The organism is Rahnella sp. WP5 (genome assembly GCF_000745615.1).
Lineage (GTDB): Bacteria > Pseudomonadota > Gammaproteobacteria > Enterobacterales > Enterobacteriaceae > Rahnella > Rahnella aceris.
Genome location: NZ_JQJR01000009.1, coordinates 261,265 through 280,701, shown reverse-complemented (window position 1 = coordinate 280,701; position 19,437 = coordinate 261,265). Strand labels below are relative to the sequence as shown.

16 protein-coding genes are annotated in these 19,437 nt (G+C 53.1%); 14 read left to right on the top strand and 2 right to left on the bottom strand.

Going from position 1 to position 19,437, the window contains the following annotated elements; all coding sequences use genetic code 11:
* Window position 1 precedes the first annotated feature (1 nt).
* From tsaE to EX31_RS08775, 14 genes are all read left to right on the top strand, one after another.
* Window positions 2-469 (top strand): tRNA (adenosine(37)-N6)-threonylcarbamoyltransferase complex ATPase subunit type 1 TsaE, encoded by a 468-nt coding sequence (gene tsaE, locus EX31_RS08840; protein WP_013573759.1) that lies wholly within the window; start codon window positions 2-4, stop codon window positions 467-469.
* A gap of 7 nt (window positions 470-476) precedes the next feature.
* Window positions 477-2,243, top strand: a complete 1,767-nt coding sequence (gene amiB / locus EX31_RS08835) for an N-acetylmuramoyl-L-alanine amidase AmiB (RefSeq protein ID WP_037034275.1) — start codon at window positions 477-479, stop codon at window positions 2,241-2,243.
* Window positions 2,244-2,274: 31 nt separating this feature from the next.
* On the top strand, window positions 2,275-4,194 hold the full coding sequence (gene mutL / locus EX31_RS08830; protein ID WP_037034274.1) for a DNA mismatch repair endonuclease MutL: 1,920 nt from the start codon (window positions 2,275-2,277) through the stop codon (window positions 4,192-4,194).
* Window positions 4,187-5,128, top strand: coding sequence for a tRNA (adenosine(37)-N6)-dimethylallyltransferase MiaA (gene miaA / locus EX31_RS08825; RefSeq protein WP_037034272.1), 942 nt, complete (start codon window positions 4,187-4,189; stop codon window positions 5,126-5,128). Before mutL ends, miaA begins: the two co-directional genes overlap by 8 nt.
* A gap of 114 nt (window positions 5,129-5,242) precedes the next feature.
* Window positions 5,243-5,551: an RNA chaperone Hfq gene (hfq, locus tag EX31_RS08820; protein WP_013573763.1), complete on the top strand. Its 309-nt coding sequence runs from the start codon at window positions 5,243-5,245 to the stop codon at window positions 5,549-5,551.
* 98 nt (window positions 5,552-5,649) lie between these two features.
* Entirely contained in the window at window positions 5,650-6,954 is a 1,305-nt protein-coding gene (gene hflX, locus EX31_RS08815) for a ribosome rescue GTPase HflX (protein WP_013573764.1), read from the top strand.
* Between the two features lie 33 nt (window positions 6,955-6,987).
* On the top strand, window positions 6,988-8,286 hold the full coding sequence (gene hflK / locus EX31_RS08810; protein WP_013573765.1) for an FtsH protease activity modulator HflK: 1,299 nt from the start codon (window positions 6,988-6,990) through the stop codon (window positions 8,284-8,286).
* 2 nt (window positions 8,287-8,288) lie between these two features.
* Window positions 8,289-9,287, top strand: a complete 999-nt coding sequence (hflC, locus tag EX31_RS08805) for a protease modulator HflC (RefSeq protein WP_013573766.1) — start codon at window positions 8,289-8,291, stop codon at window positions 9,285-9,287.
* 98 nt (window positions 9,288-9,385) lie between these two features.
* Window positions 9,386-9,586: a DUF2065 domain-containing protein gene (locus tag EX31_RS08800; RefSeq protein WP_013573767.1), complete on the top strand. Its 201-nt coding sequence runs from the start codon at window positions 9,386-9,388 to the stop codon at window positions 9,584-9,586.
* A 144-nt stretch (window positions 9,587-9,730) separates the two neighbouring features.
* Window positions 9,731-11,029: an adenylosuccinate synthase gene (locus EX31_RS08795; protein WP_037034270.1), complete on the top strand. Its 1,299-nt coding sequence runs from the start codon at window positions 9,731-9,733 to the stop codon at window positions 11,027-11,029.
* A 227-nt stretch (window positions 11,030-11,256) separates the two neighbouring features.
* Window positions 11,257-11,682, top strand: a complete 426-nt coding sequence (gene nsrR, locus EX31_RS08790) for a nitric oxide-sensing transcriptional repressor NsrR (RefSeq protein ID WP_013573769.1) — start codon at window positions 11,257-11,259, stop codon at window positions 11,680-11,682.
* 41 nt (window positions 11,683-11,723) lie between these two features.
* On the top strand, window positions 11,724-14,222 hold the full coding sequence (rnr, locus tag EX31_RS08785) for a ribonuclease R (RefSeq protein ID WP_013573770.1): 2,499 nt from the start codon (window positions 11,724-11,726) through the stop codon (window positions 14,220-14,222).
* Between the two features lie 92 nt (window positions 14,223-14,314).
* Entirely contained in the window at window positions 14,315-15,058 is a 744-nt protein-coding gene (gene rlmB, locus EX31_RS08780; RefSeq protein WP_014411562.1) for a 23S rRNA (guanosine(2251)-2'-O)-methyltransferase RlmB, read from the top strand.
* A gap of 136 nt (window positions 15,059-15,194) precedes the next feature.
* Window positions 15,195-16,826, top strand: a complete 1,632-nt coding sequence (locus EX31_RS08775) for an isovaleryl-CoA dehydrogenase (protein WP_037034268.1) — start codon at window positions 15,195-15,197, stop codon at window positions 16,824-16,826.
* Here the strand turns inward: EX31_RS08775 and bsmA are convergent, their stop codons facing one another.
* Window positions 16,827-17,138, bottom strand: a complete 312-nt coding sequence (gene bsmA / locus EX31_RS08770) for a biofilm peroxide resistance protein BsmA (protein ID WP_037034266.1) — start codon at window positions 17,136-17,138, stop codon at window positions 16,827-16,829.
* A 96-nt stretch (window positions 17,139-17,234) separates the two neighbouring features.
* Complete coding sequence (locus tag EX31_RS08765; RefSeq protein ID WP_037034263.1) at window positions 17,235-19,184, bottom strand: methyl-accepting chemotaxis protein; 1,950 nt, start codon at window positions 19,182-19,184, stop codon at window positions 17,235-17,237.
* Window positions 19,185-19,437 lie beyond the last annotated feature (253 nt).

Below are 19,437 nucleotides of genomic sequence, written 5' to 3'. Positions count from 1 at the left end.
AATGAATCAACTTAATATCTCTTTACCCGACGAAGCGGCAACGTTGCAACTAGGTGCTTCCCTGGCGAAAGCCTGTGAAGGTTCAACGGTTATCCATCTTTATGGCGATCTGGGAGCCGGTAAAACAACCTTTAGCCGGGGATTTCTTCAGGCATTAGGGCATCAGGGCAATGTGAAAAGCCCGACCTACACGCTGGTTGAGCCTTATCAGCTGGAAAAGATTGCCGTGTATCATTTTGATTTATATCGCCTTGCTGATCCGGAAGAACTGGAGTTTATGGGGATCCGCGATTATTTCGCACAGGACGCTATTTGTCTGGTGGAATGGCCACAGCAGGGGGCAGGTGTGTTGCCAGAACCGGATATTGAACTGACGCTGGATTATTCCCTGACCGGTCGCACCGCGAAGCTGGTGGCGGTTTCTGAATCTGGCATAAAATTGCTGCATCGTGTTCAACAGCAAGGATGATCACGCGATGAACTCACGTTTTACCTCTCTTTATATTTCAGCCGCGATGTTGTTATCGACGCTGATATTGTTTGCTGTGCTCGCCTCACCGGTTTTTGCAGCAGGCATGAAAAACATCAATGTTTCCAACGGTGCCACGCAATCTACCGTTACGATTACATTTGATGGCTCACCGGATTACTCTTTTTTCCCTCTGCACAACCCTGAACGCGTAGTGATGGATATCCGTCAGGACGGCGTGATGAAAGGCTTGCCGTTGAATTTCAACGGTCAGAATCTGGTGACGCGTGTGCGTGCCAGTACGCCGCCCAATGCGCAGAGTCAGCGTCTGGTATTTGAACTGAATCAGAAAGTCAGAACCAACGCCACCAAACAAAAAGACGGCAGCCAGTATACCGTGGTGCTGACCATGAACGCCTCTGCTCCGGCACGTCAGCGTGCACCGGTTACCGTGGCGACCAACACGCCATCGCCAAATGCGGGCAAAATGATTACGCCTTCCGAAAAATCAAACCCGTTTACCAATGATCAGACTAAAGTCGTAGCTACTACGGTGGCGCCGGATAACTCACGCTCTTCTACCGTGTCGACCAGTGACAGCAGGATAATTGTCGCGATTGACGCCGGTCATGGCGGGCAGGATCCGGGCGCAATTGGCGCGGGCGGGCTGAAAGAAAAAAATGTCACCATCTCTATCGCCCGTAAATTACAGGCGATTCTGAATGCCGACCCGATGTTCCAGCCGGTCTTGACCCGCGACGGTGATTACTTTATTTCCGTCATGGGACGTTCCGATGTGGCGCGCAAGAAAAACGCTAATGTGCTGGTTTCCATTCACGCAGATGCCGCGCCAAGCCGCAGCGCGCGTGGCGCATCAGTCTGGGTGCTGTCGAACCGTCGTGCTAACAGCGAAATGGGTAACTGGCTGGAGCAGCACGAGAAACAATCAGAACTGCTCGGCGGCGCCGGGGATGTGCTGGCGAATACCGCTTCAGACCCGTATCTCAGCCAGGCAGTGCTGGATTTACAGTTCGGTCATTCACAACGTGTGGGTTATGACGTCGCGACCCGTGTTCTGCGCGAACTGCGCTCCGTTGGCTCTTTGCACAAAGCGAAGCCTGAGCACGCCAGTTTAGGCGTGTTGCGTTCGCCGGATATTCCTTCCCTGCTGGTGGAAACCGGCTTTATCAGTAATTCAACTGAGGAGCGGCTGCTGGGCAGCAGCGCGTACCAGGATAAAATTGCGAGGGCTATCCACATCGGCCTGCGTAATTATTTCCAGTCGCATCCGATACAAAACGGCCCAAAGGTCGAAAACCGTCCGCTGCTGGCCTCATCAGCAGCGGCGGCAGACAGTAGTGCGACAACCCGCTCTGCCGTGAGTCAACCGGGTCCGATTGAGGTGACTGCCGGGGCAGCCGGTGCCACGCAGATCCATAAAGTGACACGGGGTGAAACCCTGACCGGGATCGCGAATAGCTATGGCACGACAAATGCGGCACTGCGCGACCTCAATAAGTTGAAAAAAGACGGCGTCTGGGTCGGCCAGCGATTGAAAGTCCCTGCGGGAACCCGCACATCTTCAATAGCCGCAGCACCGGATTCGACAGCAAAAACGGCGAAGAAACCCGCGAAACATAAAGTGAAACGCGGCGATACGCTGTCGGCGATCGCCAGTAAATATGGTGTCAGCATGAACGACATCAGAACCGCAAATCATATGAAGTCTGGCGAGGTACAGCTCGGCCAAACCTTAACTATTCCACAGTCATAGGCGGGAATAACCGTCTGCCACAGGAGCCGCTATGCCGATCAAGGTACTGCCGCCGCAACTTGCTAACCAGATAGCAGCGGGCGAAGTTGTCGAAAGACCGGCTTCCGTGGTGAAGGAACTGGTGGAAAACAGCCTTGATGCGGGCGCGACGCGTATTGATATTGATATCGATCGCGGTGGCGCCAAGCTTATCCGCATTCGCGACAACGGCTGCGGGATTGGCAAAGACGATCTGGCGCTGGCGCTGGCGCGTCATGCCACCAGTAAAATCACCTGTCTTGATGATCTGGAAGCGATCCTGAGCCTCGGATTTCGCGGCGAAGCGCTGGCCAGTATCAGCTCGGTATCGCGCCTGATTCTGACATCGCGCACCGCAGAGCAGAATGAAGCCTGGCAGGCCTATGCCGAAGGACGGGATATGGCGGTGACGGTCAAACCGGCGGCGCATCCGCAAGGCTCGACGGTTGAAGTGCTGGATCTGTTTTACAATACGCCCGCCCGCCGTAAATTCATGCGCACTGAGAAAACCGAATTCACCCATATCGATGAAGTTGTCCGGCGAATTGCGCTGGCGCGCTTTGACGTGTCCGTCAATCTCAGCCACAACGGCAAACTCATCCGTCAGTATCGCGCGGTGAAAGACCGTTCACAGTTCTCCCGCCGTCTGGCCAGTATTTGTAGCCCGGCGTTTGTCGAGCACGCACTGGAAGTGGAATGGAGCCACGGTGATCTGGCGATCCGTGGCTGGGTCGCCGATCCGGCGGGTTCGCGCAGTCTGACAGATATGCAGTATTGCTATGTGAACAACCGCATGATGAAAGATCGCCTGATTAATCACGCGATCCGTCAGGCGTATCAGGATCAGCTCAAAGATGATCAGCAGCCCGCGTATGTGCTTTATCTGGATGTCGATCCGCATCAGGTGGATGTGAATGTGCATCCGGCAAAACACGAGGTGCGTTTCCATCAGTCGCGGCTGGTACATGATTTTATTTATCAGGCGGTGATGTCCGTATTGCAGCAGGCCGGGGCACCCGTTCTTGACGAGCCACAGCTTCAGGAAGATACGCCGCGCTGGCAGCAGGAAAATCGTCAGGCGGCGGGTGGCAATCATTTCTCGCAGCCGGCAGAACGCAAAGTGCCGGCATCGCGGGAAAACAATTCCCCGCGTGAAAATGTGTTTCCTGAAACTGCCCGCGCCAGCCAGCCACGTGAATCTGCTTATCGCAGCACGGAACCCGCTTACAATCCTTCAGAAAGCAAAGCTTACGGACGTTTGCTGCAGCCCGCGCCGGAGTCGTTTTCCTTACAGGAACCGGCACCTGCTGTGGCACAGCCCGCTAAGCCCGCCGTTTCAGTGGCCCGTACACTGACGGAACCGGCGCTGGAATCACACAGCCAGAGTTTCGGGCGCGTGCTGACGGTATGTTCCGCGGAATATGCGTTACTTGAGCGCGGCAAACAACTGGTGTTGCTGGCGTTACCGGTGGCCGATCGCTGGCTGAAATGGGCGCAGCTGACACCACCCGAAGAAGGATTGCGGCCGCAGCCGTTATTAATTCCGCTGAAGCTGACAATGCAGAAAGAAGAGACCGCCGTGCTGGCGCGCCATCAGGCGTTATTACAGCATTTTGGTTTAGAAATGCTCAGTGAGTCACAGCGTGTGACGGTTCGCGCGGTACCTTTACCATTACGCCAACAAAATTTACAAAAGTTGATACCTGATCTGTTAGGTTACCTTGCTGTTCAGCAGGAGGTGACTTCTGATGCGGTAGCTATGTGGTTTGCCCGCCACTGCGGCTGCGAGCATGAGGTCTGGACGATTTCGCAAGCCATACAATTACTCACGGATGTTGAGCGTCTTTGCCCGCAATTGGTGAAATCGCCCCCGTCCGGCCTTCTGCAACCTCTTGATTTACAGTCCGCGCTGGCGGCTTTTAAGCATGACTGATTCTGAAAACAACGCACTTCCCCCGGCAATCTTTATTATGGGGCCGACTGCCTCCGGTAAAACAGCATTGGCGATGTCGCTGCTGAAACACCTGCCTGTCGAGCTTATCAGTGTCGATTCCGCCCTGATTTATCGCGGGATGGATATTGGCACGGCGAAACCCACGGCAGAAGAGCTGGCTGAAGCACCGCACCGGTTGATTAATATTCTTGACCCGACGGTGGCTTATTCGGCGGCTGACTTTCGTCGAGACGCATTATGCGAAATGGCAGAAATAACCTCGCGCAATAAGATCCCGTTATTGGTAGGTGGGACTATGCTTTATTTCAAGGCATTGCTTGAAGGTCTTTCTCCTTTGCCACCTGCTGATCCTGTCGTGCGCGAGCGTATCGAAAAGCAGGCTGCAGAACAGGGTTGGGAGGCGTTACATGACCAGTTGCGCAAAATAGATCCCGTTGCGGCTATGCGAATTCATCCGAATGATCCGCAGAGACTGTCCAGAGCACTGGAAGTTTTTTTTATTTCGGGTAAAACTTTAACGGAACTGACTAAAATTTCGGGTGAAACATTACCCTATCGCGTACATCAGTTTGCGATTGCGCCGACCCGCCGGGAATTATTACATACGCGGATCGAGGAACGTTTTAGTCAGATGTTGTCCAATGGTTTTGAAGACGAAGTCAGAACGCTGATAGCCCGGGGCGATTTGCATACAGATTTGCCTTCCATTCGTTGTGTGGGTTATCGCCAGATGTGGTCATATTTGTCTGGTGAATTCGATTACGATGAAATGGTTTATCGTGGTGTTTGCGCGACACGACAGCTGGCCAAACGTCAGATGACCTGGTTGCGAGGTTGGGAGAGTGTCGAATGGCTCGATTCTGAGAAGCCAGAAGAGGCCTTAAACCGTGTAATTCAGGTTGTTAGTGCATAGGTTGGGTGATTGTGTACAATTGATCAGTACTCAGCGCGCAAATTTTTTATGTGATTTATTTTCGAGCCGATAGGCTCAAAGTTACAAACAACAAACTAATAAGGAAAAGATAGAATGGCTAAGGGGCAATCTTTGCAAGATCCGTTCCTGAACGCATTGCGTCGTGAACGTGTTCCGGTTTCTATTTACTTGGTGAATGGTATTAAGCTGCAAGGCCAGATTGAGTCTTTTGACCAGTTTGTCATTCTGTTAAAAAATACGGTTAGCCAGATGGTGTATAAACACGCTATCTCCACCGTAGTGCCTTCCCGCCCGGTGTCACACCATAGCAATAATCCAGGTTCGGGCAGCACCAACAATTATCACCAAGGTAGCACTCCGTCTGCGCAACAGCCGCAGCAGGAAAACGATGACGCTGAATAAAGCGCAACGTTGGTCAACCACGAAGGGGTTCATAAGTATTCCGATTATGCTTATGCACCCCCGGCTGGCGAATTTTTCCCAAATGAGAGGTCGCAAGCTTGTTTGACCGTTATGAAGCCGGTGAGCAGGCCGTACTGGTTCATATCTATTTCTCGCAGGACAAAGACACGGAAGACCTGAGCGAATTTGAATCGCTGGTATCTTCTGCAGGTGTAGAGGCGTTGCAAGTCGTCACCGGGAGCCGTAAGGCACCGCACCCAAAATACTTTGTCGGTGAAGGAAAGGCCCAAGAAATCGCAGATGCCGTCAAAGCAACGGGCGCCTCTGTCATCCTGTTTGATCACGCCTTGTCTCCCGGCCAGGAAAGAAACCTGGAAGCCTTATGCGAATGTCGAGTTGTCGACCGCACCGGATTGATATTAGATATTTTTGCCCAGCGGGCCCGAACACATGAAGGTAAGTTACAAGTAGAACTGGCGCAATTACGCCACATTGCTACCCGACTGGTTCGCGGCTGGACGCACCTTGAGCGGCAGGGCGGCGGCATTGGCGCGCGTGGCCCAGGTGAAACCCAGCTCGAAACTGACCGCCGCTTGCTGCGGGACAGAATCACTTTGATCCTCAGCCGTCTTGAAAAAGTGGCTAAGCAGCGTGAACAGGGTCGTCGTTCACGCGTTCGTGCGGATATTCCGACGGTGTCTTTGGTTGGGTATACCAACGCCGGGAAATCCACACTCTTTAACCGTATTACTCAGGCCGATGTCTACGTGGCCAATCAGTTGTTTGCTACGCTGGATCCTACGCTGCGCCGTATTATAGTGGCAGATGTCGGGGAGACGGTTTTGGCGGACACCGTAGGGTTTATTCGTCACCTGCCCCATGATTTGGTTGCGGCTTTTAAAGCAACGTTGCAGGAAACCCGACAGGCATCTCTGTTACTCCATGTGATTGATGCAGCGGACATCCGTGTTCAGGAAAATATTGACGCGGTGAATACGGTGCTGGCAGAGATCGAAGCAGATGAAATTCCTGCGCTGTTAGTGATGAACAAAATAGATATGCTGGATGACTTTGTTCCGCGTATCGACCGCAACGAGGAGAATTTGCCGGTCAGGGTCTGGCTCTCAGCCGTGACAGGTGAAGGTATTCCGTTGCTTTTCCAGGCATTAACGGAGCGACTCTCTGGCGAGATTGCGCAGCATGAATTGTGCTTACCGCCGGAAGCAGGCCGACTTCGTAGCCGTTTTTACCAGCTTCAGGCCATTGAAAAAGAATGGATTGAAGAGGATGGCAGTATTGGTCTGATGGTGCGAATGCCCATCGTTGACTGGCGTCGCCTCTGCAAACAAGAGCAGGAACTGGAAAGCTATGTCCGCAACCAGAGTCTGTCTGATTTGGCCTGAAGAACACCAATCATAGAATAATGGAGCTATAACATGGCGTGGAATCAGCCCGGTAATAACGGACAGGACCGCGACCCCTGGGGCAGCAGCAATAATAATAGCGGCAACTCTGGTGGAAATTCTGGTGGAAATAACGACAACAAAGGTGGCCGCAATCAGGGGCCACCTGATCTGGATGATATCTTCCGTAAACTCAGCAAAAAGCTGGGGGGCTTCGGTGGAAAAGGTTCAGGCAACAACAATAACAGCAACAATGGCGCACCAACGGGTTCCGGTCATGGGATGAGTGGTGGCCGGATTGTTGGCATCGCGGTCGCAGCGGTGGTGGTGATCTGGGCAGCAACGGGTTTCTATACCATTAAAGAAGCCGAGCGTGGCGTTGTGACTCGTTTTGGTAAGTTCAGCCATCTGGTTGAGCCTGGCCTGAACTGGAAACCGACCTTCATCGATCAAGTTCGTGCAGTAAACGTAGAATCGGTACGTGAACTTGCTGCGTCTGGTGTAATGCTGACGTCTGATGAGAACGTTGTGCGCGTTGAAATGAACGTGCAGTATCGCGTGACGGATCCTGAAGCTTATCTGTTCAGCGTCGCCAACCCTGACGACAGCCTGAGCCAGGCGACTGACAGCGCATTACGTGGCGTTATCGGCAAATACACGATGGATAAAATCCTGACGGAAGGCCGTACGACCGTGCGTAGCGATACCCAGCGTGTACTGGAAGAAACTATTCGTCCGTACAAAATGGGTATTACCATTCAGGACGTCAACTTCCAGACCGCGCGTCCGCCGGAAGAAGTGAAAGCTTCCTTCGATAACGCGATCGCCGCCCGTGAAAGAGAACAACAGTCTATTCGTGAAGCAGAAGCTTACGCGAACCAGATTCAGCCTCTGGCAAACGGTGAAGCACAGCGCTTACTGGAAGATGCTAAAGCCTATAAAGATCGTACGGTTCTGGAAGCACAGGGTGAAGTGGCCCGTTTCTCCAAACTGTTACCTGAATATAAAGCCGCGCCGGAAATTACCCGCGAGCGTCTGTATATCGAAACCATGGAAAAAGTCCTCAGCCACACCCGTAAAGTGCTGGTGAGTGATAAAGGGAATAACCTGATGGTCTTGCCGCTGGATCAAATGCTGCGTGGAAATAACGCAGCAGCCAACGACACCAGCAAAAATGATGAAACAGGTTTGTTGCCTTCCGTTCCAGGTTTAACCAGCAGTAACAGTAAAAGCAGTGCCGATAACAGCAGTTCCCGTTCGTCTGGCAGTGTCATGGACCAGCGCCGTGCAAATGCACAGCGTGACGATACACTTCGCGTAGGGAGAGAATAACAATGCGTAAGTCATTTTTACTTATCGTCGTTGTGGTGCTGGTGGCGCTTTATGCTTCACTGTTTGTTGTTCAGGAAGGTCAGCGCGGTATTGTGCTGCGCTTTGGTAAAGTCCTGCGTGACAGCGATAATAAACCGCTGGTGTATGCGCCGGGCCTGCATTTTAAAGTTCCATTCGTGGAATCCATTAAAATGCTCGACGCGCGTATCCAGACCATGGATAACCAGGCTGACCGCTTCGTCACCAGCGAGAAGAAAGACTTAATCGTCGATTCTTACCTGAAATGGCGTATCAGTGATTTCAGCCGCTACTACCTGGCAACCGGCGGTGGTGATGTATCTCAGGCAGAAATTCTGCTGAAACGTAAATTCAGTGACCGTCTGCGTTCTGAAATTGGTCGTCTTGATGTGAAAGATATCGTGACCGATTCCCGTGGCCGTCTGACGCTGGATGTGCGTGATGCCCTGAACACCGGTAGCGTAGGCGATGAGCCTGAAGCGACCACCGAAGCCGATGATGCGATTGCCTCTGCAGCAAAACGTGTTGAGCAGGAAACCAAAGGTAAACAACCTGCGGTGAACCCGAACAGCATGGCGGCATTGGGGATCGAAGTGGTGGATGTACGTCTGAAACAAATCAACTTGCCGGAAGAAGTGTCCAGCGCGATTTACGATCGTATGCGTGCTGAGCGTAATGCGGTGGCATTGCGTCACATCTCTCAGGGTAAAGAAGAGGCGACCAAAATTCAGGCTGCTGCGGATTACGAAAGAACCCGTACCGTTGCTGAAGCAGAGCGTACTGCCCGTATCACCCGCGGTGAAGGAGATGCCGAAGCGGCGAAACTGTTTGCTGATGCGTTCAGCCAGGATCCTGACTTCTACGCATTCATCCGTAGCCTGCGAGCTTACGAGGCCAGCTTTAAGAGCGGCAACGACGTCATGGTGTTAAGCCCTGACAGCGATTTCTTCCGCTTTATGAAGTCACCTGAAAAAAATAAATAATTGCTTCTGCAATTTCCAAAAGGCCCTTCAGGGGCCTTTTGTCTTTTCTGAAATCCTTCTTTCTTTTTAGGGAAGGGATGTAATGAGAACGATTCATCATGAATGCGACAATCTGGCTGGCGCTGGCATTAGTTTTGGTTCTTGAAGGCCTGGGGCCGATGCTTTATCCAAAAACATGGCGAAAAATGATCCTCTCGCTGGCGAATCTTCCGGACACGGTTTTACGCCGTTTTGGTGGGGGTCTTGTGGTCGCAGGCTTCGTAATTTACTACATGTTGCGTAGTCGTCTGGGTGGATGAGGGTTTGTTACGCCGGGCTTGTCACGTCTTGCTGAGACCGGTAGCACGCAATTAAAATTTTTCCCGCAAACGTGTGCTAAAAGTGCTGGAAAGCACAGAATGAGATGTTAGAATCCTTTTTTAAGCAACCTGGTGATTCTTGAGATGGGTAAGAACGTCGTCGTACTCGGCACTCAATGGGGTGATGAAGGGAAAGGCAAGGTCGTAGACCTGCTTACTGAACGGGCTAAATATGTTGTGCGCTATCAGGGCGGTCACAACGCCGGTCACACTCTGGTTATCAACGGTGAAAAAACCGTTCTTCATTTAATTCCTTCTGGCATTCTGCGTGAAAACGTGACCAGCATCATCGGCAACGGTGTTGTACTGGCGCCTGACGCGTTGATGAAAGAAATGGGCGAACTTGAAGCTCGTGGCATCCCTGTACGCGAACGTCTGTTACTGTCTGAAGCTTGCCCGCTGATCCTGCCTTATCATGTCGCACTCGACATAGCGCGCGAAAAAGCGCGTGGCGATAAAGCGATCGGCACCACCGGTCGTGGCATCGGCCCGGCTTATGAAGATAAAGTAGCCCGTCGCGGTCTGCGCGTAGGCGATCTCTTCAACAAAGAAACTTTCGCTATCAAGCTGAAAGAAATCATCGAATACCATAACTTCCAGCTGGTGAACTACTACAAAGTAGAAGCCGTTGATTTCCAGAAAACGTTGGATGATGTGATGGCGATTGCCGACATCCTGACCGCAATGGTTGTTGACGTCTCTGAGCTGCTGGATGGCGCGCGTAAGCGTGGCGATCTGATCATGTTCGAAGGTGCGCAAGGCACGCTTCTGGACATCGACCACGGGACTTATCCGTACGTAACCTCTTCCAACACCACTGCTGGCGGCGTCGCTACCGGTTCAGGTATTGGTCCACGTTATGTTGATTATGTGCTCGGCATCGTGAAAGCCTACTCTACCCGCGTGGGTGCAGGTCCGTTCCCGACTGAACTGTTTGATGAAACCGGCGAGTTCCTGCGCAAGCAAGGTAACGAGTTTGGCGCGACCACTGGCCGTAGCCGTCGTTGTGGCTGGCTGGACATCGTGGCGGTTCGCCGCTCTGTGCAGATCAACTCCCTGTCTGGTTTTTGTCTGACTAAACTGGATGTGCTGGACGGTCTGAAAGAAGTGAAGCTGTGTGTCGGTTACCGCATGCCTGATGGCCGTGAAATGACGACTACACCGCTGGCTGCTGAAGGCTGGGAAGGTATCGAGCCAATTTACGAAATCATGCCCGGCTGGACCGAAACCACCTTTGGGGTGAAAGAAGTCGAAAACCTGCCGCAGGCAGCGCTTAACTATATCAAGCGTATCGAAGAGCTGACTGAAGTGCCGGTTGATATTATCTCTACTGGCCCGGATCGTAGCGAAACGATGATTCTGCGTGACCCGTTTGATGCATAACAGTCAGAGCTGATTGTGTAAAAACGTCATAACCGGGCAAAATTGCCCGGTTTATTTTTTTCTGAATCCCTTCACTTGTTTACTTTCCATAAACCATCCACTATCTAAATGATTAGCTGCAAAGTTCGCGGCTGGTTTATCATCAAAGTGTCATAATAAACAATCATCTTCACCCTGTTGTCATTGCTGGCGTGGAAAGACCGGGTAATAGCTACCCAGAGGTATGTGTGCAGTTAACGAGTTTTACTGATTATGGTTTGAGAGCGTTGATTTATATGGCTTCGTTGCCTGACGATCAGATGACCAACATTTCGCAGGTCACCGAGGTTTACGGTGTATCGCGCAACCACATGGTGAAAATCATTAATCAGTTGAGCCGTGCTGGTCTGGTCACTGCCGTTCGCGGAAAGAACGGAGGTATTAAACTGGGCAAGCCCGCAGAGACCATTCGCATTGGCGACGTGGTGCGCGAACTGGAACCTCTTTCGCTGGTCAATTGCGCCAGCGACTTTTGTCACATCACGCCTGCATGCCGACTAAAACAAGTCCTGCACACTGCTGTAGAACATTTTCTTGATGAGCTGAATCAGTACACTCTGGCCGATATGGTCAAAGACAACTCAACGCTCTATAAATTATTGCTTGTTGAATGAAAGACTTTCAACAAACTGCTGATGACAACGGAGGAACCGCTATGTCACAAGATCCATTCCTGGAACGAGAAGCAGAAAAATACGAATCACCTATTCCCAGCCGTGAATTTATTCTGGAACATCTCGCGAAACGTGAAACCCCAGCCAGCCGGGAAGAAATTGGTAACGAACTGAATCTTTCCGGAGAAGAAGCGCTGGAAGCCCTGCGTCGCCGTTTGCGCGCCATGGAGCGTGACGGCCAGTTAGTCTTTACCCGCCGCCAGTGCTACGCGTTGCCGGAGCGTCTGGACTTGCTGAAAGGCACGGTTATCGGCCATCGTGATGGTTACGGTTTCCTGCGCCTGGAAGGCGTGAAGAAAGACGATGTGTATTTGTCTGCTGAACAAATGAAAATGTGCATCCACGGTGACGTGGTCCTGGCACAACCAGTTGGAACCGACCGTAAAGGCCGCCGTGAAGCGCGCATCGTGCGTGTTCTGGTGCCTAAAATGAGCCAGATTGTGGGCCGTTACTTTACCGATGCAGGTGCCGGTTTTGTGGTACCCGACGACAGTCGTCTGAGCTTTGATATTCTGATCCCGGCCGATGCCATTAACGGCGCACGCATGGGATATATGGTGGTGGTCGAGCTCACACAGCGTCCGACCCGCCGTACCAAAGCGGTCGGTAAAATCGTTGAAGTCCTCGGTGATAAAATGGGCACCAGCATGGCGGTGGACATCGCCCTGCGTACCCATGAAATCCCGCATGTCTGGCCGCCACAGGTTCTCAAACAGGTCGAAGACCTGAGCGAACAGGTGCCGGAAGAAGCGAAAAAAGGTCGCGTGGATTTACGCAGTCTGCCGCTGGTCACCATTGATGGTGAAGATGCCCGTGACTTCGATGACGCCGTGTACTGTGAGAAAAAACGTGGTGGTGGCTGGCGCCTGTGGGTGGCAATCGCCGACGTGAGCTATTACGTCCGTCACGGCACCGCGCTGGACGATGAAGCCCGCAGCCGCGCTACGTCGGTGTATTTCCCGTCACAGGTTGTGCCGATGCTGCCGGAAGTGCTGTCTAATGGCCTGTGTTCGCTGAACCCGCAGGTAGACCGCCTGTGTATGGTCTGTGAGATGACTATCTCCGCGCAGGGTAAACTGACCAGCTCTAAATTCTACGAAGCCGTGATGAGCTCTCACGCGCGTCTGACATACAACAAAGTCTGGCGCATCATCGAAGGCGACCCGGAACTGCGCGAGCAATATTCGCCGCTGGTTAAGCATCTGCTTGAACTGCACACCATGTACAAAGTGCTGGATCAGGCGCGTGCAGAACGTGGCGGTATCGCGTTCGAAACCGAAGAAGCGAAATTTATCTTCAATGCTGAGCGTCGTATCGAACGTGTCGAACCGACCGTACGTAACGATGCCCACAAACTGATCGAAGAGTGCATGATCATGGCGAACATTGCTGCGGCGCGTTTTGTTGAAAAACATAACGAACCGGCGCTGTTCCGCGTGCATGACCGTCCAAGCGATGACCATATCTCCGCGCTGAAAAGCGTGCTGGGTGAATTGGGTCTGGTGATGGGCGGCGGCATGAAACCTGAGCCGAAAGATTATGCTCAGATCATGGATGAACTGGCCGATCGTCCTGACCGCGAAATGCTGCAAACTATGTTGCTGCGTTCAATGAAACAGGCGATTTACGATCCGGAAAACCGTGGCCACTTTGGTCTGGCATTGCCTTCTTACGGGCATTTTACGTCGCCAATCCGTCGTTATCCGGATCTGGCATTGCACCGCGCGATCAAGTATCTGCTGGCGAAAGAGCACGGCACGTTGAAAGATCGCTGGACGCCAACCGGCGGCTGGCACAGTGATTACGAAGATATGTTGCAACTCGGCGAGCATTGTTCGATGGCAGAACGCCGCGCGGACGAAGCCACCCGCAACGTGGCGGACTGGCTGAAGTGCGACTTCATGCAGGATCATGTGGGTGAAGTCTTCACCGGCATTATCGCCAGTGTCACCGGCTTCGGCTTCTTCGTACGCCTCAACGATCTGTTCATTGACGGCCTGGTGCACGTGTCATCGCTCGACAATGATTATTACCGTTACGATAACATCGGTCAGCGTCTGGTGGGTGAATCCTCCGGTGCGGTTTATCGCCTGGGCGATACGGTAGAAATTCGCGTTGAAGCCGTGCATATGGACGAACGTAAAATCGATTTCGCGCTGGTTTCCAGCACCCGCAAAGCACGGGGTGAAGGCAAAACCGCACGTGACCGCGCGAAAAAAGGTGGCGAACGTACCATGCGTTCTGCCGCGCCAGCCAATGCTGGCCGTCGCCGTACCGCTAAGAAAAACGTGAATTTTGAGCCGGACAGCGCGTTCCGCAAAGATGACGCAAAACCAGCCAAACCGAAGAAAGAGAAAGCGGTCAGTGCTGTGGGTAAAGACGGTAAACCGAAGAAAGCCAAAAAGCCTTCTGACAAAACTGCAAAAATTGCGGCGGCCACCAGAGCCAAACGCGCGAAGAAAAAGCAGTCTGACAGCTAGTCCTTTCTGACGATTCTTCTATGATAGAATCGTCTGTAACCTTACTAAATTGCGGACAGCTTGCTGTCCGCAAGTCTATTTTAAAGAGCATCATGAGCGAAATTATCTACGGTATTCACTCCGTTAAAGCCTTACTCGACAACGATCCGCAACGCTTTCTGGAAGTCTTTATCCTGAAAGGCCGTGACGATAAACGCCTGAAACCGCTAATCGACGAGCTGGAAGCCAGCGGTATCGTGATCCAGGTGGCGAGCCGCCAGTGGCTGGATGAGAAATCCGAAGGTGCTGTGCATCAGGGGATTATTGCGCGTGTGCGCGAAGGCCGCCAGTATCAGGAAAATGACCTGCCTGCGTTGCTGGAAAGCCTCGATTGTCCGTTCCTGCTGGTGCTGGATGGCGTAACGGATCCACATAACCTGGGTGCCTGTCTGCGTACCGCGGATGCGGCGGGTGTTCATGCGGTGATTGTTCCGCGCGACCGTTCCGCGAAACTGAACGCCACCGCCAAAAAAGTTGCCAGCGGCGCCGCTGAAAACGTGCCGTTGATCAACGTGACCAATCTGGCGCGTACGTTGCGCGTATTGCAGGAACATAATGTCTGGATCGTCGGCACAGCCGGTGAAGCGGATCATGACCTGTTCCAGAGTAAAATGACCGGCCCGATGGCGCTGGTGATGGGCGCAGAAGGCGAAGGTATGCGCCGTCTGACCCGCGAACATTGCGACGAACTGATCAGCATCCCGATGGCGGGGAGCGTCTCTTCCCTGAATGTTTCCGTAGCCACCGGTGTTTGCCTGTTCGAAGCGGTACGTCAGCGCGGCCTGAAGAAAAGCTGATTGTCGTTTATTGATCCGCTGATTAAACGGGAGCCTCAGGGCTCCCGTTTGCATTTCTGCCTTTGTGATCTGTCCGCCTGTTAATTCCCCGATTTTTACCATACTTACGCCATATCCTTTTAACAGGGAGCAGGCGATGGACTGGGAAACACACCGGGTTTTCAATCAACCCAAACCACTGAGTAACAGCAATTTATTCCTTTCCGACACCCCGTTGCGCGAAGCGGTTTCCCGCCAGCAGGCGGGCTGGGATGCCGATGTCCTGGCGTCCCTCGGGCAGCAGTTAGGCTCTGCAGAATCGCTGGAGCTGGGAAGGCTGGCGAATACCAATCCGCCCGATCTTTTGCGTTATGACACCACCGGTGAACGTCTTGATGACGTGCGTTTCCATCCTGCGTGGCATCTGCTGATGCAAGGGTTGATCGCCAACCGCGTGCACAATTTACCCTGGCAGGAAGATGCGCGTATCGGTTCGGTGGTGGCGCGTGCGGCGCGTTTTATTCTTCACGGTCAGGTTGAAGCGGGGACGTTATGCCCGGTGACGATGACATTTGGCGCGATCCCGTTGCTGCAAAAATATCTGCCGCCGGAGTTCAGTGGCTGGATGAAACCGCTGTTATCTGACCGTTATGATCCGCATCTGCAATCCGGCGATCAGAAGAAAGGCGTGCTGTTCGGCATGGGCATGACGGAAAAACAGGGCGGCTCGGACGTGCTCAGTAACACCACGCGGGCGACGGCGCTGGAAGGACGCGGCAGCGGAAAACCTTATCATCTGGTGGGCCACAAATGGTTCTTCTCCGTGCCGCAAAGCGATGCGCATCTGGTGCTGGCGCAGACTGATGGCGGACTGTCCTGCTTCTTTCTGCCGCGCGTATTGCCAGACGGAACGCGCAATGCGATCCGCATCGAACGCCTGAAAGACAAACTGGGTAACCGTTCGAACGCCAGCAGCGAAGTGGAGTTTCAGAATGCCACCGGCTGGCTGCTGGGCGAAGAAGGCGAGGGCGTCCGCCATATCCTGAAAATGGGCGGTCATACGCGCTTTGACTGCGCGCTGGGAAGCCACGCTATGATGCGCCGGGCGTTGTCGGTTGCGCTGTACCATGCCTTCCAGCGGCAGGTTTTTGGTAAACCTCTTATCGAACAACCACTGATGCGCCAGACGCTGAGCCGCATGGCGCTGTTGCTGGAAGGGCAGACGATGTTGCTGATGCGTCTGGCCGCGGCGTCCGATGCGCAGGATAATCCGGCGGAACAATTATTATGCCGCCTGCTGACGCCCGCTGCAAAGTTCGAAGTGTGCCGCCAGGGGATGCCGTTTGTGGCAGAGGCGATGGAAGTGTTGGGAGGGATTGGCTATTGCGAAGACAGCGAGTTGCCGCGTTTGTACCGCGAAATGCCGGTCAACAGTATCTGGGAAGGATCGGGAAACGTTATGTGTCTTGATGTGCTGCGCACGCTGAAAAAACTGCCTGCCAGCGCGGAAATGGTTCAGCAGATTTTGCATCAGGCGCGCGGACAAAACCGCGTCTTTGACCGGGCGTCGCGCCAGTTTTTACAACGGCTGCGTAAGCCGGAAGAAGCGCAGGGTCGCTGGCTTACCGCTCAGCTATTTAACCTGCTGACAGCGACGCAAATGCTGGAGTTTGCGTCGCCACCGCTAGCAGACGCGTGGTGCCGAATGGTGCTTGATCCGCGTGGAGAAACGCTGTTGCCGGAACGTTTGTGCCAGTTGTTGCTTAACCGGGCGATCGGCGCTGAATAATCAGCGGTAGAGTGTGGCCTGTGAATACCAGCGGCCGGGAATAATAGTTTCGCTGTTAAACATGATCACGTAGTAATGCGCACCCGCCGCATCGGCGCGGCGCTGCACTTCTGCTTCTGCATCCATCGGACTGCCAATCACATCGACCGTGATGCTGCCAATTTTGGTGAGAGTGGAAGTCTGCGCACGGGTAATTTCCTGCGCTTTGGTTGTCACGGCAGGCGGCGGAACCGGCGTGGTTTGCATCAGATTACTGCAACCGCTTAGCGCAACCACTAACAACAGCGCAGCGGAGATTCGGAGGGATTTCATCGTGATATCCGGTAAAAGGGCGATACCCTGAAGTGTAGCCCTTTCACCGGTGTGCTGGCGAGTCCGCGCGGTGTATATTGCCGCGCAATTCACGTCTTACCGTTCGGAAATTTTAAAGACGCTGACCAGTTGTGAGAGATGGCGGCCTTGTTCGCTGAGCGCCGCCGCAGTTTGCTGTGAATTCTCCACCAGCGTGGCGTTCTCCTGCGTCGCTTTACCAATCTGCATAATGGCAATGTTTACCTGTGAAATACCGGACGACTGCTCGTGCGAGGCCAGATCGATATCGCTCATCAGCACTTTGACCTGGCGAATACCCTGCAAAATATCGTTCATGTTTACCTGCGTTTTGGCTGCACTCTGGTGGCCGTCCTCGACTTTGCTCAGGGAATCTGCGACCAGATTTTCAATCTCCTTCACCGCATTTGAACTGCGCTGTGCCAGCGCCCGGACTTCTGCAGCGACAACTGCGAACCCGCGCCCGTGCTCACCGGCTCTGGCGGCTTCTACGGCGGCGTTAAGGGCCAGAATATTGGTCTGGAAGGCGATGCCCTCGATGACGGTCGTGATATCCGCGATACGCGTTGAGGCGTGCTTAATGGCCTCCATGCTCTCAACCGACTGATTCACTGCATCAGCACCGACAGTGGCCGCTTTGTCGGTCTGTTGCACCAGTTGAGTGGCCTGTGTGGCATTGTCCGCCGTGTTCTGTACGGTAGCGGTGATCTGCTCCATGCTGGCTGAGGTTTCTTCCAGACTGCTGGCTTGCGTGCCGATCTGATGATTAATCTGCTCGCTGTCGTGCGCAAGTCCTTGCGTATTCATCATAATTTCAGAGGAAACCTGCCGGACTTCACCGACAATTTTTTCCAGCCCGTGGCCGATTCCGTCGATCGCATGCATCAGGGCACCAATTTCATCAACACGCTGGGTTTCAGCCCGCGCGCGCAGGTCACCGCTGGCATATTGTTGTGCAATACTCACGACGTCGCTCAGCGGGCGGCTGACCAGCTTGCGCGTCAGCCAGATAAACAGTGCAGCGAAACATGCCAGCGCCAGCAGGCTCACCATCAGGAAGTGATTACGCGTGCTATTGACCTGTTCCATCAGACTGTTTTTATCGGTACTGCCGACCACCACCCAATGCCAGGCCGGCACATTCGCATATACCATGAATTGCTGATGCTGGCTGGTTGCGTCAGTGTACTCACGCTGGCCTTTCGGCTGCGCCATCACCTGCTGCAGTTCGCCTTCAGGCCACGCTGGCGTTTTTCCTTCATCAGTGGAATGCACCAGATATTTACCGAGATCTTTACCGGGTGCGCTGTTGAGTACAAAGAAATAGCCTTTCTCGCCAATGCGTTTGGACAGGATTTTCTGACGCATGTCGGCATATTCCTGCGTGATATCCACACCCACGAACAAAATCCCAATGACGCTGCCCTGTGCATCGCGCACCGGCTGATATTTGGTGATGTATTTTTTGCCGAACAGCGTTGCCAGCCCGCTGAAAGGTTGCCCTGCCATAATTTGCGCATAAGCGGGGCTGCTACCGTCGAGCAAGGTGCCGATGGCGCGGGTGCCGTCCTGTTTTTTCAGGGACGTGGTTACGCGGATAAAGTCATCGCCGCGGCGGGCGAACACGGTGGAAATTGCGCCGGTGCGCGCCAGAAAATCATCGGGGATTTTGCTATCCAGATTCAGTGGCGTACCGCCTGCTTTTATGACAGGTGCTGACTGATCGCCCACCATCATCGGGCTGGTAGTATCAAGTTCGAAATCCGATGGCAGAAAATGGCTGAACAGACGCGTATAGCTGTCCACTTCCGCATTCAGGCTGGCATTGTACATTTCAATCATGTCTACCACCCCGGTCACCTGCTCGGAAATGGCGTTAACGGCCAGTTCATTGACCTGCTTTCCAGCGGAGTGAGTCAGTGACAAAGTGAAAATAATAAATAAGGAACCGACCAGCAGGGAGGCGATGCTGGCCAGTTTTGCGCCAATGCTCCACCGTCGAAATGAGCGTTTTGATGCCGTTTTCATGGGTTTTTCCCGTTAGCTTCTGATAGCGCACTAACGGCGGAGAACGGGAAAGGATTAACGATCAAATGTAACCATTTATTTCATGTAAAATTGATCTGAATCAATGAAATAAATATAAATGTGTGAATTTGAATTAAGGTCAGCCAACTGAAAAATGCGGATTTTGAATAACGGGTTATAAATCATACGAAAAAGGTTGTGGTCGCCGTTTTGCAGACCCGTAGAATGTCAAAACTCACAGAGGCCGATATTT